Below are 22,284 nucleotides of genomic sequence, written 5' to 3' on the forward strand. Positions count from 1 at the left end.
CCCCATGACCATTCGCTCCGCGACCGCGCTCCCCTTCGCCCTGTTGCTCGCCGCCTGCAGCGTCGGCCCCGACGTCGTCGCCCCCGAGATGGCCCTGCCGGGGCGATGGACGAACGGCGCCTCGCGCGTCGCCGAGCCGGCCCTCCGTGCGCCCCTCGGCGAGTGGTGGAAGTCCTTCGGCGACCGCCTCCTCGATCGTCTGATCGAGGAAGCGGTCGCCGGCAATCTCGACGTCGCCACCGCCAAGGCCAAGATCCGCGAGGCCCGTGCCCTGCGCCGCGAGGCGATCGGCGGCCTGCTGCCGACCGTCGACGGCTCGGGATCGGCGACGCGCCAGCAGTCGACAGCGACGTCGGCGAGCTCCGGTTCGCGCGTCTCCGGCCTGTTCCAGGCCGGCTTCGACACCTCCTGGGAACTCGACCTCTTCGGCGCGGAGGCACGCTCCGTCGAAGCGGCGAGCGCCGAACTCGACGCCAGGCACGACGACCTCGACGCCGCCCTGCGCACTCTCGTCGGCGACGTCGCCTCGAACTATGCCGAGGCCCGCGGCCTTCAGGCCCGCATCGCGCTCGCCCGCCGGACCGCCAGCTCGCAGCGCGCCACCGCCGCCCTCACCCGGACGCGCTTCGAAACCGGCTCGGCCGCCGCGGTCGACGACGCCAAGGCCGCGGCCCAGGCGGCGAGCACCGAGGCCCAGATCCCCAGTCTCGAATCCTCCCTCGCCCAGACGGTCCACCGTCTGTCGATCCTCACCGGCCGCGTCCCCGGCGCTCTCGTCGGGGAGATGGCGCGCGGTGGTCCGATCCCGGCCCCCCGTCGCGCCCTGCCCGCCGGCGTCCCCGCCGACGTCCTCACCGAACGCCCCGACGTCCGTGCCGCCGAACGTCGCTTGGCCGAAGCCACCGCGAAGGTCGGCGGCGCCGAAGCCGCGCTCTATCCGAGCGTGTCGCTCACCGGCTCGATCTCCACCTCCGCCACCCGTCTCGGCGATCTCGGCCGGGGGTCGACCGTCGCCTGGTCCTGGGGGCCGTCGGTGAAGGTGCCGATCTTCGAGGGCGGCAAACTCGTCGCCGCTCGCGACAGTGCCGCTGCCGTGCGCGATCAATATCTGATCGCCTGGCGCAGCACCGTCCTGACCGCGCTCGAGGACGTCGAGAACGCCCTCGTCGCCCTCGCCAAGGAGCGCAACCGCGCCCGTAGCCTCTCCGAGGCGGCGAACCAGTACCGCCGCGCCGCCACCCTGTCGCGCGAACTCTATCGCACCGGCAGTACGGGCTTCCTCGACGTGCTCGACGCCGAGCGCTCGCTCTACTCCGCCGAAGACACCCTGATTCAGAGCCGAGTGGCGATCACCACCGACCACATCGCCCTCGCCAAGGCCCTCGGCGGCGGCTGGACGCGACCGGTCGAGACCGCAACGCCGGAAGTCGTCGACACGAACACGGGTCCGCGTCCGCGCGGATGGTAGGGACCGTCGCCGTCCGGTTCGTCCGGCTGCCCCGTGTCGCGGCCGTCGGACCCCAAGAAGGCGAGCACACGCGACCTCGACGACGGGCGCATTGCGCGCCACGTCGTGCCGCTCGTCGGCCGCCGGAAGAGCGGCGGTTCGACGCCACCGCCGCGACGATCCTCCGTCTGCCGGCCCCTACCGGATGCCGCTTCGGCGGGATCGCGGACCTCGGGTGGACCGAATTCGACGAAGCCGACCGTTGCCGCCGCCTGGAAGTCGCCAAGACGGGCGGAGCGTGCGGGCGATGGTTCGGCCCGGACATCATGGATATGAGCAGCCATATGCACCGACACGCGTTCGCGTCGGTCGCCTCGGAGTTCGGGTATTCTGATGCGGCGATCGCCGGGTTGCTCGGGCGCAAGGGGAGGGGCACGTCGAGGTACGTTCATCGGCCGGACGCCGCTCTCGCCGCCGCAGCAGAAGCCGTCTCCCGCCGGGTCGCGGAGACGATGAACCCGACCCGACCGGCGTGCCGGGTCGGCATCGACGACCAAGCCTCCTCCTCTCGACGTGGGACCGCGCGCCGCGCCGGTCGGCGTCCCGCCGCGACGCCCTCACCGCCGGAACCCGAGTGAAGCCGAATTTCAGCCGAGACGGCGAAGCGGCGGCCGGCCGGCCTTCGCGCGCTCGCCGTTCACCGTGTCGCGAGCCGCGGCGCCCGAGCTCGTCCGCGGGAACGAGGGCCCACACCACCGGCTCGCCCGGATGCTCGCCTTCGGCATGTCAGACGAAAGTATCATGACACATGGGTATCTCACCGCATTGCCCGAGTTCCGCAGACTCGGTATGCATATGGTATCGATACCATATCGATGTCGAACCGTGTGGCGCCCAAGGGAGGACGGGCGCCGACTTCGGGGTCGGCATGACCGCGGGATCGCTTCGAGCCCATGTCGGCGTCCGCCGCGGGGGTCGTCGCGCCCCGGCGCGGACGTGCGTGCCCACGGGAAGGTCGGCGAACCGCATGCCGTCCGAATTCGACGCGAGCGTCGGGTGCGACGGCCGTCAGGAGGACCCGACGACGTCGGGCGCCATTGGAGGGAAGTCATGAAGTATCGCGCAACGACGATCGTTCTTGGGGGGGGCCTGCTCGCCGTTCCTGCCCTTGCTGCCGATCTCGCCAGGAAGGCGCCGGCCGCCGCGAACCGGGTCCGCGTCTGCGACGCCTACGGCGCGGGCTATTTCTACATTCCCGGCAGCGAGACCTGCCTGAAGATCGGCGGCTTCGCCCGCGCGCAGTACACGGCCCATTCGACCGATTCCTCCGCCGGCGGTCTCTGGGGCGGCCACCGCAACCAGCATCTGATCGGCACCGTCGCCGACGGCGATCTCCAGATCGACGCGCGCACGCAGACGGAATTCGGCCTGCTGCGCTCGTTCATCGAGATCGAGGTGGTAAACGGCACCGGCCCCGCGACGTCCGTGACGCTCGACAAGGCCTTCGTCCAGTTCGGCGGCGTGACCGCCGGTCGCGCGACGTCGTTCTTCGACTTCTATACCGGCTCGACGCTCAACGTGTTCTGGGAAGGACCGGTGTCGGACTCCAACACCAACCTCTTCGCCTACACGTTCTCCTTCGGCAACGGCCTGAGCGCGACGTTCTCGCTGGAGGATGCGAGCACCAACGGACGGCGCGACAACACCGCCGGCCTCTACGGCGGCGTCCATTCCCCCGATCTCGTGGCCAATCTCGCCGTCGCCCGGAGCTGGGGCAAGGCGCAGATCATGGGCGCGCTCCACGACGACTACGCGCTGACGAGCGCCGGCCCGTCGCGGCTCGGCTGGTCGATCGGCGGCGGCGTCGAGATCAATCTGCCGGCGCTCGGCGCCAAGGACGTCGTCGATCTCCAGGTCGCCTACGGTCGCGGTGCCGTCGGCTACGTGTCGCAGTCCTGGGCTTCGGCCGGGACCGGAACCACCCGTGACTTCGACGTCGACGCGGCCGGTGTCCATCTGGCCTCGGCCTGGGGCATCAACGGCGGCGGCAAGCACTGGTGGACGCCGAAGGTGAACACCGCGCTGACCGCGGGCTGGGCGAAGTACGTGCCGGGCCTCTCCGACGCCGGCTTCCGCCAGATCGACCTCGCCGCCAACGTCGGCTGGGTCCCAGCGACCGGCCTCACCGTCACCGCCGAAGTCGAGTACCGCGACGTCGACTTCTCGTCGCCCGCCTACGAGGACCAGAGCGGCGTGATCGGCGCGCTGCGCATCGAACGTTCGTTTTGACGAACGTCGGTCGGCTCGACCGGGTCGCCGGCCGCGACGTCGCCCCCTGCGGATCGCCCCGGTGGTCCGGTTGAGCCTCCCGACGACCCGACGCGACAATGAAGAGGTTGCGGTTCGCATCGAAGTATGAAATCGATACCATAACCCTACTCGAGAAAGTGGGAAACGAACATGTCCGAGATCAATGCAGCAGCGGCCATCCTTCCGCACGTCGGTGGTTTGGACAACGTCGTCAGTGCCGCCCATTGCGCCACGCGCCTGCGTCTGGTGCTGAGGGACGCGACCCGGATCGACAAGGCCGCCCTCGAGGCGATCGACGCGGTCAAGGGCACGTTCCAGAGCGGCGGCCAGTTCCAGATCGTGATCGGCCAGGGCGCGGTCAAGCGCGTCTACGAGGACCTCGTCGCCCTCGGCGCCAGGGCGGTCTCCACCGAGGAGGCCAAGGAGGACGCGGCGGTCAATCTCAATCCGCTGCAGCGCTTCGCCCGCCTGCTCTCCAACATCTTCGTGCCGATCATTCCGGTGATCGTCGCCTGCGGCCTGCTGATGGGCGTGCTCGGCATGGCCAAGACGATGGGCTGGCTCTCGGGCCAGTCCTCGCTCTTCCAACTGCTCGATCTCGTCTCCAACACCGCCTTCGTCTTCCTGCCGATTCTGGTGGCCTTCTCCGCGGCGCGCGAGTTCCGCGTCAGCCCCTTCATGGCGGCGGCGCTCGGCGGCATCATGATCCATCCGGCGCTGCAGAACGCCTGGACCGTCGGCACCGGCATCAAGGAATACTGGGACCTCTTCGGCTTTCCGATCGCCAAGCTCGGCTATCAGGGCACCGTGCTGCCGGTCCTGATCGCCGTCTGGGTGATGAGCCGGGTCGATCGCCTCGTGCGTCGCGTCGTGCCCGACATGCTCGACATCGTGCTGACGCCGTTCCTGACCCTGCTGATCTCGGCCTTCTTCGCCCTGACGGTCCTCGGCCCGATCGGCCGCATCGTCGGCGACGGCATTTCGATCGGCCTGCAGACGCTCTACGCCCACGGCGGCATCCTCGCCGGCCTGATCTTCGGCGGCGTCTATTCGGCGATCGTCGTCACCGGCGTCCATCACTCGTTCCATGCGATCGAGGCGGGCCTGCTCGCCAATCCCTCGATCGGCGTCAACTTCCTGCTGCCGATCTGGGCCATGGCCAACGTCGCCCAGGGCGGCGCGGCACTGGCGGTGTTCTTCCGCTCGAACGACGTCAAGGTGAAGCAGATCGCCCTGCCGGCCTCGATCTCCTGCCTGCTCGGCATCACCGAGGCGGCGCTCTTCGGCATCAACCTGCGCTTCATCCGTTCCTTCGTCGCCGCGGCGGTCGGCGGTGCGGTCGGCGGCGCCTTCGTGGTGGCGACCAGGGTCGGCATGACCGCGGTCGGCGTCACCGGCATCCCCGGGATCGCCATCGTGCAGCCGTCGACCATTCCGAGCTACCTGATCGGCATGGTCGTGGCCTTCGGCACCGCCTTCGCGGGTTCTTGGCTCTTCGGGCTGAAGCCCGAGGAACGCTGAGTCCTCCTGCCCGCGTGGGAGACCGGGGGCGCGCGGCCCCCGGTCGTCCACCGACCGAGACGAGTGAAGACCCGTGAACATCCACGACCAGACCCCGTTCGACCTCGACCTCGACCCGTGGCGCCCCGTCTTCCACGTCGCGCCGCCGGCGGGTCTCCTCAACGATCCCAACGGCCTCGTCTTCTGGCAGGAGCGCCATCACGCCTTCTTCCAGTGGAACCCGAAGGGCTGTACCCACGAGAACAAGTCCTGGGGCCATCGCGCCAGCGCCGATCTCGTCCACTGGGAGACGATGCCGGTCGCCCTCGAGCCGACCGACTGGTTCGATGCGCAGGGCTGTTACTCCGGCTCGGCGGTCGCCGACGGCGACGATCTCGCCCTGATCTATACCGGCAACGTCCGTGACGCCGAGGGTCGGCGCGAGACGCGCCAGTGCCTCGCCCGTTCGCGCGACGGCCGCATCTTCGAAAAGCTCGGGCCGGTCCTCGACGGGCCGCTGCCCGGCTACACCACCCATTTCCGCGACCCGAAGGTGACGCGTGTCGGCGACGGCTGGCGCATGGTGCTCGGGGCGCAGACCGATGGTCTCCAGGGAACCGTCCTGCTCCTCGCGTCGACCGATCTGACGCGATGGGAGGCCGCGACCCCGCTGCTCGACGCGGGTGAGCACGGCTACATGTGCGAGTGTCCCGATCTCTTCCGGCTCGACGGAACGGACGTGCTGCTCGTCTGCGAGCAGCGCGAGACGAAGCCGGGCGAAGGGTCAGGCAACGTCGCCGGCTGGATCGCAGGCCGGCTCGATCCGGCGAGCCTCGCCTTCGACCATGGCGCCTTCCGCCGCCTCGACCACGGCCGCGACTTCTATGCGCCGCAGACCTGGGAGGCTTCCGACGGCCGCCGTCTGATGTTGGCCTGGATGGGATTGCCCGAGCAGGACGACGCACCGACCGTCGCCGCCGGCTGGCTCCACTGTCTCACGCTGCCGCGCGAACTCCGGTTCGTCGACGGCAGACTGACGCAGAGCCCGGCCGCCGAACTCGAGGCGCTGCGCGGGCCGGCGCGCCGTGTTCGGGCGCCGATCGTGGCCGGCGAGCGCGACTTCCCCGAACTCGCCGGCGAGGCCTACGAGCTCGCCGTCGCTCTCGACCCGCGGGAGACGTCCGATCTCGCCGTCGACCTGCGGGTCGCGGGCGAGGAGGCGACCACCGTCGAGATCGACCGCGCCGGCGGCATCGTGCGCCTGACGAGCCGTGACCGAGAGGGGACGACGGTCGCCCTCGGCGAGGCACCTCTCGACGGACCGGTCGATCTGCTGCGCATCTTCGTCGATCGCAGTTCGATCGAGGTCTTCGTCGGAGACGGCCGGATCGTCCTTTCGGCGCGGATCTATCCGAGCCCCGACGCGATCGGCATTCGCGCCCGCTCGATCGGCGGCGCGGTCGTCGCCGGCATCACCTTCTGGCCGCTCGGGCCACGACAGACCGCAGAATGAACGCAGAGGCCGTCGATGCCCTGTCATCGGGAGAACGTGCGATGAAGCTCTTCAAATTCCTCCGCGGGGACGCCCCCGCGATCGAGCCGCAGGACGAAGACACCGCCCGTGTGACGCTCGTCGCGCCGATCGGCGGGCGCCTCGTCGAGCTCGACGAGGTGCCCGACCCCGTCTTCGCCGGGCGGATCCTCGGCGACGGCTTCGCCGTCGATCCGAGCGAGGGCGTGCTGCGGGCGCCCTTCGCCGGCGACGTGACCAGCGTGCACGCCGCCCGCCATGCCGTGACCCTGCGCGCGACGAACGGCGCCGAGGTGCTGATGCACATCGGCGTCGACACCGTCGCCCTCGGCGGCAGAGGGTTCCGCACCCATGTGAGCCAGGGCGACCGGGTGCGGGCGGGCGATCCGCTCGTCACTTTCGACGTGGCGACGCTGCGCGCCTCGGTGCCCTCCCTCGCCATCCCGGTCATCCTGACCGACGGCGACGGCTTCGTCATCGAAGCGCGTGCCGCGACCGGCACCGTCGCCGCCGGCGAGCGCTGCTGCGTGCTCGTTCCGCGCGCCGCCGTCGTGCCGGAAGAGCCGAGCGTCGAAACCGCCGCCGGCGAGACGATCGTCCGCCGCGTCGCGGAAGTCTCCGACCCCTTCGGCATGCATGCCCGGCCCGCCGGTATCGTCGCCGGCCACGCCCGCGCCGCGCCGGTCGCCATCACCATCTTCCTCGGCGATCGCCGGGCCGATGCGTGCAGTTCCGTCTCGCTGATGTTGCTCGGCGCCCGCCAGGGCGATCGGCTGATCGTCGAGGCCGCGGGTCCGGCCGGTGCGGCGGCGGTCGACGCGATCGTCGCCTTCGTCGGCGAACCGACCGAAGACCCGGCGCCGGACGGCGAGGCGGCCTCCGCTCGCGAAGAATCGGCCGCAGTCGTCGTCGCGCGGCCGCAGCTCGCCCCCGGCGAGGCCCTGGTGCTCGACGGCGTGACGGCGGCGCCGGGACAGGCCGTCGGTGTCTCGCGCCGCTTCGTGCGCGAGACGCTCGTCTTCGCGGAGGCGAGCGACGATCCGGCCCGCGAACGCACCGCCCTCGACGACGCCCTCGCCGGAGCGCGGGATGCCGTCGCCGCGACGCTCGCCACGCTCGGCGAGGACGACGGGCACGGTCGCCACGGCGGCGCCCGCACCGAGATCCTGACGGCCCATCTCTCCTTCCTCGAGGACCCGTTCCTCAGGAGTACGGCGGATGCCGCGATCGATGCCGGCAAGTCCGCCGCCTGGGCCTGGAAACATGCGGTCGACGCACAGATCGTCGAACTCCGGGCGCTCGGCAATCAGGTCCTGGCCGAGCGCGCCACCGACCTCGAGGACATCGGTCAGCGCGTCCTGCGACTGCTGCTCGGCTGCGAGGAGGACAGGCTCGAACTCGCCGAGAACACGGTTCTCTTCGCCGAGGATCTGCTGCCCTCGCAGTTCGCCGAACTCGAACTCGATCGTCTCGCCGGCCTCTGCCTCGCCGCCAGCGGGCCGACCTCGCACGTCGCCATTCTCGCGGCCGCGCGCGGCATCCCGGCGATCGTCGCCACCGGACCGGACGCGCTGCGGGTTCCCGACGGTCAGATCGTGATCGTCGAAGCCGAGCGGGCGCGGGTTCGGATCAACCCCTCGTCGGACGAAGTCGCGGCGACCGAGGCGCGGATCACGCGACGCCGGACGCTCCATGCCGAGGCGCTGCGACATGCCGATGCCGAATGCCGCATGGCCGACGGCACGCGCATCGAAGTGGTCGCCAATCTCGGATCGCTCGCCGACGTCTCCCGCGCGCTCGCCAACGGCGCCGAAGGCTGCGGCCTCCTGCGCTCCGAGTTCCTCTATCTCGACCGCACCGTCGCGCCGACCGAGGACGAGCAGTACGTCCGCTATCAGGCGATCGTCTCGGCGCTCGGCGGTCGGTCGGCGATCATCCGCACGCTCGACGCCGGTGCCGACAAGGACGTGCCCTACATCCGCCTGCCGACCGAGGAGAACCCGGCGCTCGGCCTGCGCGGCATCCGCACCAGCCTGTGGCAACCGGAGATCCTGCGCACCCAGATCCGCGCCCTGCTCCGGGTCGAGCCCTACGGGGCGTGCCGCATCCTGCTGCCGATGATCTCGACGCTCGCCGATCTGCGGACCGTCCGGGCGGTCATCGAGACCGAACGTCTGGCGCTCGGTCGCATGACGCCGGTCGAGATCGGCATCATGGTGGAAGTGCCGTCGGCGGCGTTGCTCTCGGCGCATTTCGCGGCGGAAGTCGACTTCTTCTCGATCGGCACCAACGACCTCACCCAGTACGCGCTCGCCATGGATCGCTGCAATCCGCGGCTCGCCCAACAGCTCGACCCGTTCCATCCGGCGGTCCTGAAGCTGATCGCGCTGGCGGTCGAGGGCGCGCGGACGCACGGACGCTGGGTCGGCGTCTGCGGCAACCTCGCCTCGTATCCGATCGCCGCCCCGCTGCTGATCGGTCTCGGCGTCACCGAGCTCTCGGCCGGTGCCGAGATGATCCCGGAGATCAAGGCGGTGGTGCGCGGTCTTGCGATGGAGCGATGCGTCGCGGTCGCGCGTGCGGCGCTCGAGCTCGGCAGCGGATCGGACGTTCGTCATCTGCTCGCGACGGAATGGCCGGATCTCTGAGAGATCGGACGAAGGCGGCCGGTGGCGGCACGGCCGGAGGCCACCGTGCCACGGACTCAGGGAGTGAAGGCATCATGATCCTCGTGACCGGCGAAACCATCGTCGACTTCATCGAATCCGGCCGTTACGGCGACAGCCGCACCTATGAAGCCGTCATCGGCGGGTCACCGCTGAACGTGGCGACGGCGCTGGCGCGGCTGGGCCGTCCGGTCGCCTTCTTCGGCGCGATCTCGACCGACCGCTTCGGTCGCGACGTGATCGATCGCCTCGTCCGCGAGGGCGTCGACATCGCCCTGGTGCGACGCACCGACCGCCCTGCGCCGCTCGCCTTCGCCTCGCTCGACGACGAGGGCGTGGCGCAATACACGTTCACGCTCGCCGGATCCGCCGATCTGTCGCTCTCGGTCGACGATCTGCCCGAGACGCTGCCGGCGACGATCGACTGCATCCACTTCGGTTCGGTCGCGGCCGCGATCGAACCGAGCGCTACGGCGATCACGACACTCGTCGAGCGCTTCGGCGGCGATCGGGTGGTTTCGTTCGACCCCAACGTCCGCGCCGCCGTCATCCCCGATCGGGCCGCCTGGCTCGCCCGCTTCGACGCGCTGCTGCCGCGCGTCGACGTCCTCAAGGCCAGCGCCGAGGATGTCGCCTGGATCTTCGGCACCGACGACATCGAAGCCGTCGCACGCACCTGGTCGCGGATCGGCCCGAAGCTCGCCGTGGTCACGGCCGGCGCCGAGGGCGCCGTCGCCGCGGTGCGCGGAGAGGTCGTCCGCATGCCGGCGGCCCCGGTCGACTGCATCGACACGATCGGCGCCGGCGACGCCTTCCAGGGCACGCTGCTCGGCGGGATCGTCTTCCACGGACTGATGAGCAAGTCGGCCCTGGCCGAACTGGATCCCGCGCTCCTGCCGTCTCTGATCGGGCCGGCGATCGCCGTCGCAGGCCGGGTCTGCGAGCGGCGCGGCGCCGCTTTTCCCCGCGGCTCCGAGATCGCCGAACTCCTGTCGAAGTGAACGGCCTCGCGGCGCCCCGGCGATTGACGGCCGGGTCCGTGGTGCGCAGACTGTTCACCCGCACGAGGCCGACGAGGGAGTGCCCACACCGGCTCGGGCGGGCGTTCCGGGAGGAACGCGTCATCTGCGGACGAGGTTCGGGGAACGATCGTTCGTTTCGTCTCGCCTCGTCGGCCTGCGACCGGCGACACTCTGGATCTCATGCCTCGACAGAACCTCAACATCCGTCAGCTCGCCGAGAAGGCCGGCGTCTCGACGTCGACGATTTCGCGGGTGCTGAACAACTCCGGCTATGTCCGCCAGGAGGTGCGCGCCCATGTCGAGCGCATCATCGCCGAGACCGGCTACATCCCGAGCGGCATCGCCAAGCATCTGAAGAGCAGCCGATCGAACATGGTCGGCGTGATCATTCCGCGCATCAACTCCTTCGCCTCGAGTGAGATCACCGCCGGCATCTCGACCGAGCTCGCCGAGAGCGATCTGATGACCATCCTCGGCAACTCGGCCAACTCGCCCGATGCCGAGATGAACTACATCGAGATCTTCAAGCGACAGCGCGTCTGCGGCGTCATCATCCTGGCGACGGTCCTGACCGAACGCCACCTCGAAGCGATGAACGACCTCGGCGTTCCGGTCGTGGTCGTCGGACAGGACGCGAGTGCATCCGGTTTCCCGTCGGTCCTGCAGGACGAACGACGCGCGGCGCGTCAGATCACCGACTACGTCCTGCGCTGCGGCCATCGCCGGGTCGGTCTCATCGGGGTCGCCGATTGGGACGTGCAGGTCGGTTGCGAACGCAAGGGCGGCTGGGTCGACGCCCTGCGGGCGGCGGGCATCGAGCCCCGTCCCGAGGACATCGCCCTCGGCGGCTTCGACCTGACCGACGGCGCCGCCGGCATCGATCGCATCGTGCCCTTCGTCAGCGACACGACGCCGACCGCGGTCGTCGCCGTCACCGACCGCCTGGCGATCGGCGCGATGAGCCGCCTGCTGGAACGCCGTACCCGTGTGCCGGACGAGGTTTCCATCGTCGGGGTCGGCGACATCGACGTCGCCTCCGTCTACAGCCCCAAACTGACGACGATTCACTTCGACTATTTCGGCACCGGCAAGGCGGCGGCAGAAATGCTGATCGCGACGCTCGACGGCGAGACGACCGACCTGCGTCGCGTCATGCCCTTCGATCTGCGCATCCGCGACAGCGTCTCGATCCTCGACTGACACGAGGACGGGACCGGGATCGGCCGAATGGTTTCCCGTGGGCCGAATACGACGCGAAGGGCCGTACGGCTCGCTCCGTTCCACGATGCCCATCGACGAGAACGCCCGATCGGGGTCGGCCCCAGTCACGCCTTCGGACGTCGAACGGTGTCCGAGGGATCCTCGTCCGCGACCCCGAGTATTCGCCCGCGAAGCTGTCGACGCTTCACGCGAGATGCGCGTTGAGGAGGAAGCCGACGGCGAGGACGCCGAGCCCACGGCGGCGGGCACCGACCGCCACGTCTCGCGCCCCATGATCGCGGCGATCGGGTCGGCCGGCACCCTGCCGTGGACGGCGGCACCGGCGGCGATGCCGGGGCCGCCACGTGGATCGACGCGGCGCCGGCGACGTGGACGGAATGGCCGGAGCGTCGACGCCTTCCACGTTCGGTCCTCCGGGAAAACCAGTATTGACGACAAATTGGCCGCTGATATGATCACAGCGTCGTCAATTATCGTGAAAATATGTAAAAAGACTATTTTCAGTGCTTCGGGTGGCTCTGCTCCCGATCACTGATCATGTCACGGCGTCATCACAGGGATCAGGAGGAAGTCATGAGTGTCAAAGAGCCGACCCCCGAAAACGACCAGGCCGTCGAACTGCTTCGGGGCGCGATCGGGCATCGCGCGACGTGGACCGGCCTCACTTACGTGAAGGCGGAAGAAGCGGGAAAGGCGTCCGAAGCCGAAGAGTTCATCCGCCAGGCCATCTCACAGACCGGCGAAGTGCAGGGAGCCGCGATCAAGCTGCGCTGCTCCGACCCGCAGAACGTCGGCGACTTCGCCGATACGTTCCTGACGCCGGTCCTGAGGAAGACGTTCGACGTGGAATTCAAGACGAAGACGGCCGATCGGATCGATCTGCTGTTCCATCACTGCCCTCTGCTGAAGGCCTGGCGCGATCTCGGCTTCGACGCCGCGACCTGCGAGAAGCTGTGCGACATGGCCATGGACGGGGATCGCGGCATCGCCAAGGCGATGGGCTACGAATTCCATCTCGGCGGCACGCTCGCGAACGGATGCGACGTCTGCGAGGTGTCGTTCTTCAAGACGGGCGAGTAACCGCCGCCCTCCGCGCATGACACGTCTCGGCATCCGCATCGATCACGCTGCGGAACCGTTCCTTCCGATCGAAGGTGCGCGGCGCATCTGAACAACCAGACCCGGTGCGACGTCACCGTCCGGCCGCCCGTCGAAGGCGGCCGCGGCGAAGCCGTCGCTCTGCTCCGATGGAATCGGTCGGCTCGTCGCGAGCCGACCGACGAGGGCGGTCGTGCGCCGAGACGGGCTCGGCAGGCAGTTTCAAGGAAACCCGCGAGGGCGAAATGGACGCGGAACTCTACAGGACCTTCCTCGGGATTCTCCAGGAAGAGCTCATACCGGCACAGGGCTGCACCGAGCCTATCGCAATCGCCCTCGCGAGCGCGAAGGCGAGAGAACTCCTGGGTCGGTTTCCGACGCGGATCGTGATCCGCTGCAGCGGCAACATCGTCAAGAACGTGAAGGGCGTCGTCGTCCCCAACTCCGGCGGACAGAAGGGCATCGAGGTCGCGGCGATCCTCGGGGCGGTGGGAGGCAGGGCGGACCTGAACCTCGAGGTCGTCAGCCTGATCACCCCGGAACAGATCGAGACGACCAGAGAACTGTGCCGTCAGGGACTCTGTCGCTGCGAACTGGTCGAGGGCGAGGAAAACCTCTTCATTCGCGCCGAGGCGAGCGAGGGCGACGACGTCGTCGCCGTGGAGATCTCTCACAGGCATACGAACATTTCGCGGATCGAGAAGAACGGCCTCGTATCGTTCAGTTCGAATTCGATCGAGGCATTCAACGACGACCTCGACACGTCCTATACTCTGGTCGACATATTCGACTTCGCAAATTGTGTCGACATCGACGATGTGAAGAGCACGATCGAGCGGCAGATCGAATACAACTCGGCCATTTCTGCAGAAGGTCTGAGTGGAGAATGGGGCGGTCAGGTCGGCCGAACCATCCTCGAATCGTGCGGCAACGAACTGAAGGCGCGGGCCAGGGCCGCCGCCGCGGCCGGTTCGGACGCCCGCATGAACGGCTGCAACCTGCCCGTCATCATCAACTCGGGAAGCGGAAATCAGGGCATTACCTGCACGATGCCCATCGTCGTCTATGCGAAGGAGATGTCCGCCGACCACGAGCGCCTGTGTCGGGCGCTCGTCCTCGCCAATCTGATCGCCATTCATCAGAAGAAGTTCATCGGAAAACTTTCCGCATATTGCGGCGCCGTCTCCGCCGGAGCGGCGGCGGCCTGTGGCATCGCGTATCTGGAAGGTGCCGACTACGACCTCATCGGTCAGACGCTGACGAATACGATCGCCAATGTCGGCGGCATCGTCTGCGACGGCGCCAAAGCCTCCTGCGCAGCAAAGATCGCGAGTTCGGTCGATGCGGGCCTCATCGGCTACGAGCTGGCAAAGAGAAACCACACATTTCCATTCGGCGAAGGGCTCGTGGAGAAAGACTACGAGACGACAATTCGCAACATCGGGAGGGTCGGGTGCGAGGGGATGAGGTCGACGGACGTCGAAATACTCAGAATCATGACGGGACAATAGTCAGACAATCGTGAGATGGCGGCGCGGCCGCCAGATCATGGATGGTAGGAGGATCAAATGAAACGGCGTTGGATTATTCTGGCAATATCCTGGATCGTATTCTTCGTGGCGTTCCTGGATCGCGTGAACCTCTCGGTCGCGATGCCGCTGATCATGAAGGACTTCGCGTTCACGCCCGAACAGGCCGGATACCTGTTCAGCGCGTTCTTCCTGACCTACACGCTGTTCCAGATCCCCGGCGGCTATCTCGGCGACAAGATCGGGCCCAAGAAGGTCCTCGTCTTCGCGCTCATCTGGTGGTCGATCATGACGATGGCCACCGGCATCGCGCGGACCTTCTCGCAGTTCTTCCTGGTTCGCCTGCTGTTCGGCATCGGCGAGGGCATGCAGCCGCCCTGCGCCCTCAAGCTCAACAGCAACTGGTTCCCGAACCAGGAACGCGCGACCGCCAACGCGATCTTCACCTCCGCCTGCGCCTTCGGCCCCGCCATCGCGCCGTCGATCGCCGTGGCCATCATCGGACTGTGGGGCTGGCCGGCCCTGTTCTTCATCTTCGGCGCCCTGGGCTTCCTCATCCTCCCCGCGCTGATCGTCCTGGTGCGGAATTCGCCCGAAGAAGATCCGAGCGTGTCGAAGCAGGAGCTCGACTACATCAAGAGCGGCCAGATCGACATCGCGGCGCAGGCCTCCCAGACGGAGCCGGTCTGCAACACGGCCGTCAAGCCGAGCGATGCCAACCTCCTCGACGTCCTCAAGAACAAGAACATTCTGCTGCTCGCGCTGACCTACTTCGGGTTCATGTGCGCGTTCTTCGGTCTGCTGTCGTGGCTGCCCAGCTATCTGGTCAAGGCGCGCGGCTTCGAGATGGTGAAGATGGGCATCATGTCCGGCCTGCCGTTCCTGGCCCTCGGAATCGCCCAGCCGCTCGGTGGCTGGCTTTCCGACAAGGTCTTCAGCCGGCAGCGCAAGATGCAGGCGATCCTCGTCAATCTCGCCGCCGGCCCCATGCTCTACGGCGTCATCATCGCGCCGAATGAAACGATCGCCATGCTGCTTCTGGTCTGCACCGGCTTCCTCGTCGGACTGGCCTTCGGACCGCTCTGGGCAATGCCCATGGAATCGGTGCGTCGCAGCCATGTCGGGACGGCGGTCGGCGTGATGAACGCGGGTGGCAGCGTCGGTGGCATCCTGTCTCCGACGATCATCGGCTATCTGGTGGGCATGTCGGGATACAACGCCGCATTCGTCTTCATGGGCGGCGCGCTGATCTTCACCGCGTTGGTCGTGTCCTTCGTGAAGCTGCCGGCGCAGGCAACCGCTTCCTAGACCACGTCGCAGGCGACCCATGTGGCCGGAGCGAGTTCGAAGGGGACCCTTTCGCGCCCCGACGACAAGAAGCAGGACATCGTCGAGTCGGAGCGGGGCCCTTTCGGGCCCCTCTTCACGACGATCGCAGCAAGCCTCCGATCCCGATGCACCGAGCGGCATCCTCTCGGACGTCCATGCCGGTGCTCTCTCGCCGGCGGATGTTCGGAACGTTCCTCGGCGCGAGGAAGCCGAGCCGCAGGGGCGGTTGCCACGCGAACCGAACGTGTCGTCGGACCACCTCGTCGGCCGTCGGGGCCTATACACGGTCGCCGGTGCCGATCGTCGGGCTCGTGTGCAAGCCGTCGCGCCGTCACGAAGAAGCGTTCACGATGGCGTTCTGCGACGGAGGGCGCTGGAACAACACGTCTTCGATGTCCGCCTTGAGGACGGCCACGGCGGACGAGATCGCCCCCTTGGACAAGTGGTCGACGAGCGTGAGGTGCAGCTCGATCGTAGCGAAATTCTCTCGCTGAAAGAAATACATGGTCTGAATGCTCAGGGCATTTTCGAGCAGGGAGTAGGCATACTTGTTTCCATAGGCGGAAAACAGTTTGAGATGAAATTCGCAGTTGTAGTACCAATGCGCCATGGCATCGCCGCGTTCGCAGTTCAGGTAGTCGTTGCAAATCTGCCTGAGCTGCTCGATCAGCGATTCCGATATTTCGGAATAATTGCTCGCGAGGAACGAACACTCGAGAGCTGACCTGAATCGTGCGATTTCGAGCATTCGCTGCTCGTTCGGCGGCGCGAGTTTGTATCCGTGTCGCGGGATGCTGACGATGATGAGATTCGCCGTCAATTGGGTGAGCGCCTCCCGCACGGGAGCTCGGCTCACACCATACTTCTCCATGAGAAGCTTTTCCGTAATGACGCTGTCTTTTGAGTACACGCCGGAAAATATATCGGAATACAAGGACTGATATACTTTTTCGGTAAGTGTTTCAACTTTCTTTCTGATCATGCCATCAACCTTGGATGCGAGCCATCGAGAGGCATAGAAGTGGGCCGTACGGCGAGGTCATGAAGGCGACGTATCGTTGAAGATCCTGCAGAAGCGCCGTGCTCCGGATCGTCGACACGGCGCCCGAGCGCACGCCTGGATGCCGTCGAGCTCGTTCTAAATCGGAAATCGACCGCATCAAAGTGATTCCCGAGACGATGAACGCGGCCTCGCCGACGAACCGTGGTGGATCAGATGGGCAAGAGACGGTGTTGGTAGCCCCAGATCGCCTCGCTCGACTAGGCGGCTGCGATGACGCGCAGGTCGCAGCCGAAGTGCTGGCAAAGCAACTCGGCGAGTTCGAGGGGCTCACCATCGCAGGCGACGACAGTCGATTGTTCCCCAAGCATCGGTGTTGGGTTGGGACGGGGGAGTGGGCGGCAGCGTTGGCATCTGTCTCGATGCCGAGCAGCTCCGGCGACTGACCGGGCGAATCTCGACAAGCATCGAATTTGCCCCCTTGGACCCGCCTGCGTCTGGTGCAGCGTTCAACGGGATCAAATCCGATCGTCAGGAAATTCGTGTCGAGCGATACCGCCGCAGCATTGTTGTCATTCGAACGAGGAGACGATTGCAGCGGTCGACGAGCGCCGGCTAACCCGTCAGGGCCGCCATTGGATACTATCGCCTCGCCATCCAGTGTCGCCGCCGTGGTTGCCAATCGGTAGCCAGGTCGATCCCGGCAGCGCTAGAGGCGCTCTGCCTCCGGAGTGGGTTCCGGGACAGTTCTCTGATCTCATTGTACATTTTTGAGGTTGTGGTGGTGGGCGTGACAGGGATCGAACCTGTGACCCCTACGATGTCAACGTAGTGCTCTCCCGCTGAGCTACACGCCCGAACCACTCGGTGCCGCGACATCGGGATCGCCGCGGCGAGGGGGTCTATAACGAGGTTTGACGGAGGCTGCAAGCCTTCACGCGCGGCCCGTGGACAACTTTCCACGGGGTCCCCCCGAAAACGGCGGAATCACGCCGCCAGAAGCTTCTCGACCTCGCGCACCAGATCGCGCAGGTGGAAGGGCTTCGACAGGATCTTCGCGTCCTTCGGGGCCTGGCTGTCGGGGTTCAGCGCCACGGCGGCGAAGCCGGTGATGAACATCACCTTCAGGTCCGGGTCGAGCTGGGTGGCGCGACGGGCGAGCTCGATGCCGTCCATCTCCGGCATCACGATGTCGGTGAGGAGCAGCGTGAAGGGCTCTTCGCGCAGGCGCTCGTAGGCGGAGCGGCCATTGTCGTAGGAGACCACCTCGTAGCCGGCGTTGACCAACGCCTTCGCCAGGAAGCGGCGCATGTCGTTGTCGTCCTCGGCGAGAATGATGCGCGCCATCGGGTCCATTTCGTCTCTTCCAGTTGGCTGTGATCTCGGCTCGATCATAGGACCGAGCGCGGTAAACATCCGGTGAAACGACGGCGGCATTCCTGCCGTCCCCTGTTCGAATGCGACCTTTCGTACCATTGTGGACAGGAAAGGCGGCCGAAGGCAAATTGTTCGACGGCTCGAGTGGTGCGGCGTTCCGCGCGTGAGGGAGACGGGTGTTGCAGATCGTTCGGGACTTTCGGGAACACCCCGCCTTCGATCTCAGGGTGCCGGAGACCCCGGCCGCGCCGATCCTGCTCGACAGTCCCCATTCGGGCGCGGTCTATCCGGCGTCCTTCCTGGTCGAGACCCGGCTCGACACCCGCGCCGTCCGGCGTTCGGAAGACGCCTATGTCGACGAGTTCTGCCTGCCGTCGGCCGAACGCGGCATCGCGGTGCTGCGCGCCCATTTCCCGCGCGCCTATCTCGACGCCAATCGCGAGGCGCTGGAGCTCGATCCGGCGATGTTCCTCGGCACGCTGCCCGACGGCGCCAACACCACGTCGCATCGTGTCGCCGCCGGCCTCGGCACCATCCCGCGGATCGTCTCGGAGCGCGAGGAGATCTACGGCAGCCGCATTCCCGTCGGCGAGGCGATGGAGCGGATCGACGGGCTGTGGCGACCCTATCACGCCGCACTCGCCGACACGCTCGCCGGGCTCAGGCGGCGATTCGGCCTCGCCGTGCTGATCGACTGCCATTCGATGCCGACCACGCCGCGTGCCGTCGTCGGCGACCCCAGGGCCGAGATCGTGCTCGGCGACCGCAACGGTACCAGCTGCGACGGGCGGCTGACCGACATCGTCTCCTCGCTCTTCCGCGAGGCCGGCTATCGCGTCGCCCGAAACAAGCCGTATGCCGGCGGCCACATCACCGAGCACTACGGCTGGCCGTCCGGCGGGGTCCACGCCCTGCAGATCGAGATCGCCCGCTCGCTCTACATGAACGAGGCGACGCTGGCGAAGACCGCGGGCTTCGAACGCCTGAAGCGCGACATCACCGGAATCGTCGGCGAATTGGCGGGGTCTTGGCGCGGCATTTTCGATGGGACCGCGCTCGCAGCCGAATGAGGCGGCTTAGACACGATCTCGCCACGGTTTTGCCGCAGTGCAAACAAAAAAACGGGCCGCACGCGAAAGGCGGCGGCCCGAAAGTGGTATCAGGGAGGAAACGCCCGAGAAGGGCCCACGATCTGCTGCGAGGCAGCTGACCGCGATGCAGTAGAGAATATATTGCGACGCAAAAACGTCAAGCACGAATTTGCATTCATGCTAGTACTTTGACGAATGCAGTCATGCAAGAATCGCATGACTCGATTTTCCGCCTTTCCATCAATGCAGTGGCTGGACGCATGCGTTCCGGGTCGGCGGTATGGCGATGGCCGCGCGACGGGGGCAGCCGCATCGCACCCTCGCGGGCGAGGGGCGGACATCGCGCGGGCTCGCCCGCACTTGCCTCGCGGCGCGGTTCGTCGCATTGCAGGGGCGGGGCATCATTCGAGGACCGGCCATGGGCAATCCCGACCGCGACGAAACGCTCGTCGCCTTTCTCGACCGGCTCGCCGACGCCGCCGGCGCGGCGATCCTGCCGCATTTCCGTTCGCGTCTCGCCGTGGAGAACAAGCTCGAGGGCGCGGCCTTCGACCCCGTCACCGTCGCCGACCGGGCGGCGGAAGAGGCGATGCGGGCGCTGATCGTCCGCGACCGGCCCGATCACGGCATTCTCGGCGAGGAATACGGCTCCGAGCGGCTCGACGCCGAGCACGTCTGGGTGCTCGACCCGATCGACGGCACGCGTGCCTTCATCTCCGGCCTGCCGGTGTGGGGCACGCTGATCGGCCTGACGCGCGGCAGGAAGCCGGTGCTGGGCATGATGCATCAGCCCTTCACCGGCGAGCGCTACGTGGGCGACGGTACGCGGGCGTGGTATCGCGGGCCGGATGGCGCGCGGGATCTGAAGGCGCGGGCCTGCGAGCGGCTCGAGGACGCGGTGCTCTTCACCACCTCGCCGTCGCTCTTCGTCGGCGAGGAACGGGCGGCCTTCGACCGGATCGAATCAACGGTCCGGCTGTCGCGCTACGGGGTCGACTGCTACGCCTACTGCATGGTCGCCGCCGGCTTCGTCGACGTGGTGATCGAGAGCGGGCTCAAGCCCTACGACATCGTCGCCCTGATCCCGGTGATCGAGGGCGCCGGCGGCGTCGTCACCTCCTGGACCGGCGGCAGCGCCGCCGACGGCGGCCGCGTCGTCGCCTCCGGCGATCCCCGCCTCCACGACATCGTCCTGAGGCGCCTCGCCCTCGGCTGAGGCCGGGGCGGGTTCCTCCGCGACGACGGTCGCCACGACCGCGGCGGCCGTGCCCACGGCGGCGACAGGGGCGGCGGCCGGTTCGGCCTCCGGTTCCGCAGCGATCTCCGGTTCAGGCAAGGGCTCCGGCGCAGGCGCAGGTTCGGGCACAGGCACCGGCGCGGCCTTCGGTTCCTCGATCTGCGTGCCGGGCACGAAGGCGTCGAAGGCGGCCCAGACCTGTTCGCGGTAGAGATCGCGCTCGTGCAGCAGCTCGTGGCGGGCGCCGGGGATCACCATCAGTTCGGTCATACGGGTCGCGACGACGAAGCGCTCGGCGGCACGGCCGTCGACGACCTCGTCGCGGCTCGCCGTGAGGACCAGCGTCGGCACGTGCCAGGCGTCGAGCGCGTCGGGGGTGAAGACGCGCTCCTGCGCGGCGAAGGCTGCGGCGAGCCAGCCGATGGTCGGCGAGCCGATCGCCACCTGACGCAGGCGGCTCGAAAGCTCGGCGGCGCGGGCGTGGCGCACCGGATCGGAGGTCAGGCGATTGCCGGCGAAGGGGCGGGTGTGGACGGCGGTGGCGCCGCCGCCGAAGACCCAGCCGCGGCCGAAACCGAAGTTGCGCAGCGTCTTGGCGAGTTTCCGCGCGAAGCCGACCGGCACGCCGAAGTCGCCGAGGCCGAAGAAGGGCGAGACCATGACGATGCGCGAGACGTGCGGCGCGAGGCGGCCGATCTCGGCGGCGGCGATCAGGCCGCCGGTCGAATGGGCGAGCACGAAGAGCGGCCGCGGCAGCCCGGCGACCGGTCCGGCCAGCACGCCCTCGAGGTCGAGGCCGTAGGCGCGGAAGGAGCCGACATGGCCCTTGTGCGGGTGGCGGGTCTGCCGTTCCGAGCCGCCCTGACCGCGCCAGTCGAAGGTCGCCACGGCGAAGCCGCGGACCTGCAGGTCGCGCACCGTCTCGAACCAGCGCTCGATGTATTCGCCGCGTCCCTGGAGCAGCAGGATCGTGCCGCGCGGGCGGGCGGCGAGCGGCGGGAAGGTCGCCCAGCGCACGCCCTTGCCGTCGGCCGCCGTCAGCGCGCCGCAGGCGGCGCCCGGCGGGATCGGATTGTCGGGATGGTCGAACAGGCGATCGAGGGCCGGCATCGTGGGTCGCGTCTCCGGGGCTGCCTTCGGACATAGCGCGGGGGCGATCGCTCCACAACCGAGCGCGCGGTCGCGCGCGCGGGGATCGGCGAAATTCCGCGAGGGCCTCTTGAAAGGTCTCGCCCCCCTTCCCAGATCAGTCCAGCGGACGCCGAACGGGTCCGCGAGAGTGTTCGCCTCTCCCGGCGGTGCCAGAGAAAGACCGGAAGGTCCTAGGGTCGCGAGAGGAGAAGACGGCGAAGACTCGATCCATGTCGCTCGACTTGAAGGAGGACATCCCATGCGTATCGACTTCTCTCCGCTCTATCGCTCCACCGTCGGTTTCGATCGTCTGTTCTCGCTGATGGACACGATCGGCTCGGGCGAAACCTCGCAGCCGAACTGGCCGCCGTACGACATCGCTCGCACCGACGAGAACGCCTGGCGCATCACCATGGCGGTAGCGGGCTTCGGTGAGGCCGAACTCGGCATCGAACTCGAGCAGAACGTGCTCGCGGTGAAGGGTGCCAAGGAGGCGAAGACCGAAGGTGGCGACTATCTCTATCGCGGCATCGCCGCGCGCAGCTTCGAACGCCGGTTCCAGCTCGCCGATCACATGATCGTGCGCGGGGCTCGTCTGGAGAACGGGCTGCTCCACATCGATCTGGTCCGGGAAATTCCCGAGACCCTGAAGTCGCGTCGCATTCCGATCGCCACGGCCGCCGAGACCGTCTCGGCGAAGCCGATCGAGGCCGCCCCCGCCTCGCCCGCGATCGAAGCCGCGCCGACCGTCGCCGCCGCCTGACGGCGAACGGGGGTCGCGCCTCACTCCCCCCG

15 protein-coding genes, 1 tRNA gene and 1 pseudogene are annotated in these 22,284 nt (G+C 67.7%); 13 read left to right on the forward strand and 4 right to left on the reverse strand.

Going from position 1 to position 22,284, the window contains the following annotated elements; translation table 11 throughout:
• The first annotated feature begins 4 nt into the window (after positions 1-4).
• From ACT541_RS16680 to ACT541_RS16725, 10 genes are all read left to right on the forward strand, one after another.
• Positions 5-1,468, forward strand: coding sequence for an efflux transporter outer membrane subunit (locus ACT541_RS16680; protein ID WP_476138228.1), 1,464 nt, complete (start codon positions 5-7; stop codon positions 1,466-1,468).
• A 1,089-nt stretch (positions 1,469-2,557) separates the two neighbouring features.
• Positions 2,558-3,736 (forward strand): porin, encoded by a 1,179-nt coding sequence (locus ACT541_RS16685; protein WP_476138229.1) that lies wholly within the window; start codon positions 2,558-2,560, stop codon positions 3,734-3,736.
• 171 nt (positions 3,737-3,907) lie between these two features.
• On the forward strand, positions 3,908-5,278 hold the full coding sequence (locus tag ACT541_RS16690) for a sucrose-specific PTS transporter subunit IIBC (RefSeq protein WP_476138230.1): 1,371 nt from the start codon (positions 3,908-3,910) through the stop codon (positions 5,276-5,278).
• 73 nt (positions 5,279-5,351) lie between these two features.
• Positions 5,352-6,770, forward strand: coding sequence for a glycoside hydrolase family 32 protein (locus ACT541_RS16695; RefSeq protein ID WP_476138231.1), 1,419 nt, complete (start codon positions 5,352-5,354; stop codon positions 6,768-6,770).
• Between the two features lie 41 nt (positions 6,771-6,811).
• Positions 6,812-9,436, forward strand: coding sequence for a phosphoenolpyruvate--protein phosphotransferase (ptsP, locus tag ACT541_RS16700; protein ID WP_476138232.1), 2,625 nt, complete (start codon positions 6,812-6,814; stop codon positions 9,434-9,436).
• Positions 9,437-9,510: 74 nt separating this feature from the next.
• Positions 9,511-10,455 (forward strand): carbohydrate kinase family protein, encoded by a 945-nt coding sequence (locus ACT541_RS16705; RefSeq protein ID WP_476138233.1) that lies wholly within the window; start codon positions 9,511-9,513, stop codon positions 10,453-10,455.
• Positions 10,456-10,656: 201 nt separating this feature from the next.
• Positions 10,657-11,676, forward strand: a complete 1,020-nt coding sequence (locus ACT541_RS16710) for a LacI family DNA-binding transcriptional regulator (RefSeq protein ID WP_476138234.1) — start codon at positions 10,657-10,659, stop codon at positions 11,674-11,676.
• A gap of 558 nt (positions 11,677-12,234) precedes the next feature.
• A complete protein-coding gene (locus tag ACT541_RS16715) occupies positions 12,235-12,777 on the forward strand; it encodes an L-2-amino-thiazoline-4-carboxylic acid hydrolase (RefSeq protein WP_476138235.1) in 543 nt (180 codons plus the stop codon).
• Positions 12,778-13,040: 263 nt separating this feature from the next.
• Positions 13,041-14,306 carry an L-cysteine desulfidase family protein gene (locus ACT541_RS16720; protein ID WP_476138236.1) on the forward strand — a complete coding sequence of 422 codons (1,266 nt, stop codon included), beginning with the start codon at positions 13,041-13,043 and terminating at the stop codon, positions 14,304-14,306.
• 57 nt (positions 14,307-14,363) lie between these two features.
• Complete coding sequence (locus ACT541_RS16725) at positions 14,364-15,632, forward strand: MFS transporter (protein ID WP_476138237.1); 1,269 nt, start codon at positions 14,364-14,366, stop codon at positions 15,630-15,632.
• Between the two features lie 352 nt (positions 15,633-15,984).
• Here ACT541_RS16725 and ACT541_RS16730 read toward each other — a convergent pair whose 3' ends face one another.
• The 3 genes from ACT541_RS16730 to cpdR all read right to left on the reverse strand — a co-directional run bounded on the left by ACT541_RS16730 (position 15,985) and on the right by cpdR (position 18,000).
• Complete coding sequence (locus ACT541_RS16730) at positions 15,985-16,635, reverse strand: GntR family transcriptional regulator (RefSeq protein ID WP_476138238.1); 651 nt, start codon at positions 16,633-16,635, stop codon at positions 15,985-15,987.
• An 800-nt stretch (positions 16,636-17,435) separates the two neighbouring features.
• Positions 17,436-17,510, reverse strand: a tRNA-Val gene (locus tag ACT541_RS16735).
• Between the two features lie 130 nt (positions 17,511-17,640).
• Positions 17,641-18,000: a cell cycle two-component system response regulator CpdR gene (cpdR, locus tag ACT541_RS16740; protein ID WP_476138239.1), complete on the reverse strand. Its 360-nt coding sequence runs from the start codon at positions 17,998-18,000 to the stop codon at positions 17,641-17,643.
• 206 nt (positions 18,001-18,206) lie between these two features.
• Here cpdR and ACT541_RS16745 point away from each other — a divergent pair, with 206 nt between their 5' ends.
• Positions 18,207-19,100 carry an N-formylglutamate amidohydrolase gene (locus ACT541_RS16745; protein ID WP_476138240.1) on the forward strand — a complete coding sequence of 298 codons (894 nt, stop codon included), beginning with the start codon at positions 18,207-18,209 and terminating at the stop codon, positions 19,098-19,100.
• A gap of 439 nt (positions 19,101-19,539) precedes the next feature.
• A complete protein-coding gene (gene hisN / locus ACT541_RS16750; protein ID WP_476138241.1) occupies positions 19,540-20,337 on the forward strand; it encodes a histidinol-phosphatase in 798 nt (265 codons plus the stop codon).
• Between the two features lie 246 nt (positions 20,338-20,583).
• Here the strand turns inward: hisN and ACT541_RS16755 are convergent.
• Positions 20,584-21,750: pseudogene (locus ACT541_RS16755) on the reverse strand (alpha/beta fold hydrolase); the annotation flags it as partial.
• On the opposite strand from ACT541_RS16755, the gene ACT541_RS16760 reads away from it, so the two are divergent.
• The gene (locus ACT541_RS16760; protein ID WP_476138242.1) at positions 21,749-22,252 is read left to right on the forward strand and encodes an Hsp20 family protein; all 504 of its coding nucleotides are present in this window, start codon (positions 21,749-21,751) and stop codon (positions 22,250-22,252) included. The pseudogene ACT541_RS16755 and the gene ACT541_RS16760 overlap by 2 nt on opposite strands.
• The last annotated feature ends 32 nt before the right edge of the window (positions 22,253-22,284 follow it).

The organism is Pinisolibacter sp. DMC100 (genome assembly GCF_056313705.1).